At 69.5% G+C, this 3,961-nt stretch carries 3 protein-coding genes; 2 read left to right on the top strand and 1 reads right to left on the bottom strand.

All coding sequences use genetic code 11. The features are described from left to right. The first annotated feature begins 239 nt into the window (after positions 1-239). The gene (locus VFZ20_RS28035) at positions 240-746 is read left to right on the top strand and encodes a VOC family protein (protein ID WP_329687271.1); all 507 of its coding nucleotides are present in this window, start codon (positions 240-242) and stop codon (positions 744-746) included. Positions 747-1,127: 381 nt separating this feature from the next. Here the strand turns inward: VFZ20_RS28035 and VFZ20_RS28030 are convergent, their stop codons facing one another. Further along, a complete protein-coding gene (locus tag VFZ20_RS28030; RefSeq protein ID WP_329687270.1) occupies positions 1,128-2,066 on the bottom strand; it encodes a LysR substrate-binding domain-containing protein in 939 nt (312 codons plus the stop codon). 141 nt (positions 2,067-2,207) lie between these two features. Between VFZ20_RS28030 and VFZ20_RS28025 the strand changes: the two genes are divergently transcribed. Then, positions 2,208-3,935: a catalase gene (locus VFZ20_RS28025; RefSeq protein WP_329687269.1), complete on the top strand. Its 1,728-nt coding sequence runs from the start codon at positions 2,208-2,210 to the stop codon at positions 3,933-3,935. Positions 3,936-3,961: the final 26 nt, after the last annotated feature.

Below are 3,961 nucleotides of genomic sequence, written 5' to 3'. Positions count from 1 at the left end.
ACGATGACGCTCCGCGAGGGCCCCTCAGGATGACGCTTTTTTGCGGAGGGCGTGAGTGGTCCGAGCCGATGACGGCCGCGAGCCGATCGGCATCCGCTCCCGTTCGTCGTATGGGCAGATCGGGGATGACGCGCGGCGGATGTCGAGAAACCCGCGTGCGGCTCCGACTGAGGATGCAGGGCCGCGATCGCGAACGGCGGCCCGCGGATCATCCACCCTTTCCGACCGGGAGCACCGCCATGAGCATCACGACCCGCATTCGCCCGTGCCTGTGGTTCAACGACCAGGGCGAGGAGGCCGCGCGCTTCTACACCGGCATCTTTCCCAACTCGCGCATCGTCCGCGTCACGCACTTCAGCGACGCGGGGCAGGAGATCCACGGCCGGCCCGCCGGCTCCGTGATGACGGTGGTCTTCGAGCTGGACGGCACGACGTTCACGGCCCTGAACGGCGGCCCGCTGTTCACGTTCAACGAGGCCGTCTCGTTCGAGGTGCATTGCGACAGCCAGGCGGAGATCGACCAGTACTGGGCGCGGCTGGGCGAGGGCGGGGACCCGCGGGCGCAGCAGTGCGGATGGCTCAAGGACCGGTTCGGCGTGTCGTGGCAGGTGGTGCCGGCCCAGATGGACGCGCTGTTCGCGGATCCCGACTCGCCGGCCACGCGCCGCGCCATGAACGCCATGCTGCAGATGAAGAAGCTGGACATTGCCGCCCTGCAGCGCGCGTACGACGGCGTGGAGGTGTGAGCCCTCACCCCGTGGGCCCTCACCCCGCTCGTCAACTCGCGTCCCTCTCCCGCAAACTGCGCGGGAGAGGGGGTATACTTCGAACGGGCAGATTGCCGGGTGGTGCGGCACCCAGCCTGAGCGGGTAAACCCGCCGCTCGGACTGCCATAAGCCCCGTCTCGCGCCGACGCGCTCTGTGAACGAGGCTTCAACCGCGCAAAGGGCCGCTCCGGTGCACCGGGGCGGCCCTTTCTGGGGCAGTCCGCGAAGGCGGACTTCGTGCCTTTCCCGCGGCGAATTCATTCGCTCCGGACGGCGTGAAGGCCGCCTCTCCTCGTGCCCTCCTGGTTCCGTCTCGTCTCGGATCGTCTCGTCTCGTCTTGAATCGGCTCCCGTGCGCGCTATGCCGTCGGCCCTGCCGTCGGGTGGACGCGGACCTCGGGGGGGAGGCTGGCCAGCAGGCTGTCCACGAACGCCTCCACCAGGGGCCGCTTGAGGTACACGCGCCGCCGCACGAGCCGAATGCGCCGTGTGGGCGCCGGCTCCGCGAACGGCACCAGGCGCGCGGCGGGGTGGTCGCGCCGGTGGTCCTCCACGGCCAGCGCGGGGAGCAGCGTAAAGCCCTCGCCGTTCTCCACCAGCCGCTTGAGCGTCTCCAGGTTGCCGCTGCGCAGCGAGATGCCCCGCGTGCAGCTGGGCCCCGCCGCGTCCGGCGCCTGGCACAGCTGCAGCGTCTGCGCGTGCAGACAGTGCGCCTCGGATAGCAGCCAGAAGTCCTCCCGGGGCAAATCCTCCGGCGCGACCGCATCCCGCGCGGCCAGCGGATGGCCGCGGCTCACGTACGCCATCAGCGGCTCGTCGAACAGCGGGCGCGGCACCAAGTCCGGCGCCTCGTCCGTGGCGATGAGGGCCACGTCCAGCGTCTCGCCCCGCACGCGCTCCAGCAGGTCCGCCGTCAACCCCTCCTCCAGCACCAGCTCCAGCTGCGGATGCCGCCGCGCCAGCGCGTGCACGAAGCGCGGCAGCAGGTACGGCCCCAGCGTGGGCAGCACGCCCACTCGCAGCGTGCCCGTGGTGGCGCCCGCCGCCTCGCCGCGCAGCTCGGCCACGCGCGCCGCCTCGCGCAGCACCACGCGCGCCTGCTCCACCACCATCCGCCCCACCTCCGTGGGCACCACCGGCGTGCGCGTGCGGTCAAAGAGCACGGCCCCCAGCTCCCGCTCCAGCTTGCGGATCTGCATGGACAGGGCGGGCTGGGTGACGTAGCACGCGTCGGCGGCGCGGCCAAAGTGGCCGTGCGTGTCCACGGCCACGGCGTAGGCGAGCTGGGTGAGCGTCATCCCGGGATCATAAGCAATCCTGATGGATCGGTAAAGAAGATTGATTTCCCTTATCCCCGGCGCGGCGTTAATCTCGCGTGCGCGCACCCGGCGTGTCGCCCCCCGGCACGCACTTGCACGAGAGATCATGGAGCGGAGCAGATGAGCGAGAGCAACGGCGCGGGATCACAGGACCGCACGCTTACCACGCGGCAGGGCCACCCCGTCGCCAACAACCAGTCGCAGCGCACCGTGGGCAGCCGCGGTCCCGCCACGCTGGAGAACTACCACTTCCTGGAGAAGATCAGCCACTTTGACCGCGAGCGCATCCCGGAGCGCGTGGTGCACGCCCGCGGCTTCGTGTGCTACGGCGAGTTCGAGGCGACGGGCAAGATCGGCGACGAGCCCGCCGCCAGGTACACGCGCGCCAAGATCTTCTCGGATGCCGGGAAGAAGACGCGGCTGGCCATCCGCTTCAGCACCGTGATCGGCGGGCGGGATTCGTCGGAGACGGCCCGCGACCCGCGCGGCTTCGCCGTCAAGTTCTACACGGAGGACGGCAACTGGGACCTGGTGGGCAACAACCTGGCGGTGTTCTTCATCCGCGACGCCATCAAGTTCCCGGACGTGATCCACGCGCTCAAGCCGGACCCGGTGACGTTTCGCCAGGAGCCCAACCGCATCTTCGACTTCATGAGCCAGACGCCGGAGTCGATGCACATGCTCACGCACCTGTTCAGCCCGCGCGGCATCCCGGCCAGCTACCGGCACATGGAGGGCTTTGGCGTCAACACCTACAAGATGGTGAACGCCGGGGGGGAGACGGTGCTGGTCAAGTACCACTTTCATCCGCGCTGCGGCCTGGCGTCGCTCACGGCGGACGAGGCGGCCAAGGTGCAGGGGCAGGACCTGGGATCGGCCAGCAAGGACCTGTACGAGGCCATCGAGCGGGGCGAGCACCCGCAGTGGGACATGTACGTGCAGATCATGGAGGACCACGACCATCCCGAGCTGGACTGGGACCCGCTGGACGACACCAAGATCTGGCCCGAGAACGAGTTCCCGCTGCGCCACGTGGGGGTGATGACGCTCAACCGCAACGTGAGCGACCACCACAACGAGAACGAGCAGATCGCCATGGGCACGGGCGTGCTGGTGGACGGCCTGGACTTCTCGGACGACAAGATGCTCGTGGGCCGCACCTTTTCGTACAGCGACACGCAGCGCTACCGCGTGGGCCCCAACTACCTGCAGCTGCCCGTGAACCAGCCGCAGGGCGTGGACGGCCGCGTGCACACCAACCAGCGCGGCGGGCAGATGTCGTACGGGGTGGACCTGGCCCCGGGGCAGAACCCGCACGTGAACTTCGAGCCCAGCCTGCACAACGGGCTGCGCGAGGCGGAGCGTAAGCCGCACAACGCGCCCGAGATCCACGGCCGGCTCACGCAGAGCGTGCTGGAGCGCCGCAACGACTACGTGCAGGCCCGCGCGCGCTACAACACCATGATGAAGTGGGAGCGCGACGACCTGGTGCGGAACCTGGGCGACCTGCTGGGCCAGTGCGAGCGCGATGTGCAGGAGCGCATGGTGTGGCACCTGCTGCTGGTGCACGACGACTATGGTACGCGCGTGGGCCGCGCCATCGGCCTGTCCGCGGAGGACGTGGCGCACCTGGAGCCCCTGCCGGGCCAGGTGCTCACGGACGAGGACCAGGCGCGGCTGGGGAGCCTGGGCAGCAACGGCGACACGATCGATCCCACGGTGTGGGGCACGTGGACCAGCTCGGTCAAGAACCACCGCGCCACGGCCGAGGAGGTGCTGGGCGGCATGCGCGGCGAGCTCACCTACCCCGATCTCGCCGAGGACGAGGTGTTTGCCGGGGCCAAGTAGAAGATTTCTCACGCAGAGCCGCAGAG

Origin of the sequence: Longimicrobium sp. (assembly GCF_036280135.1) — a bacterium.
Classification (GTDB): domain Bacteria; phylum Gemmatimonadota; class Gemmatimonadetes; order Longimicrobiales; family Longimicrobiaceae; genus Longimicrobium.
This window is presented reverse-complemented; position numbering and strand designations above follow the sequence as displayed.

Excerpts from the sequence above, each read along its gene's own strand:
- VFZ20_RS28035 (WP_329687271.1), top strand. The coding sequence starts at position 240 with ATGAGCATCACGACCCGCATTCGCCCGTGCCTGTGGTTCAACGACCAG.
- VFZ20_RS28030 (WP_329687270.1), bottom strand. The coding sequence starts at position 2,066 with ATGACGCTCACCCAGCTCGCCTACGCCGTGGCCGTGGACACGCACGGC.
- VFZ20_RS28025 (WP_329687269.1), top strand. The coding sequence starts at position 2,208 with ATGAGCGAGAGCAACGGCGCGGGATCACAGGACCGCACGCTTACCACG.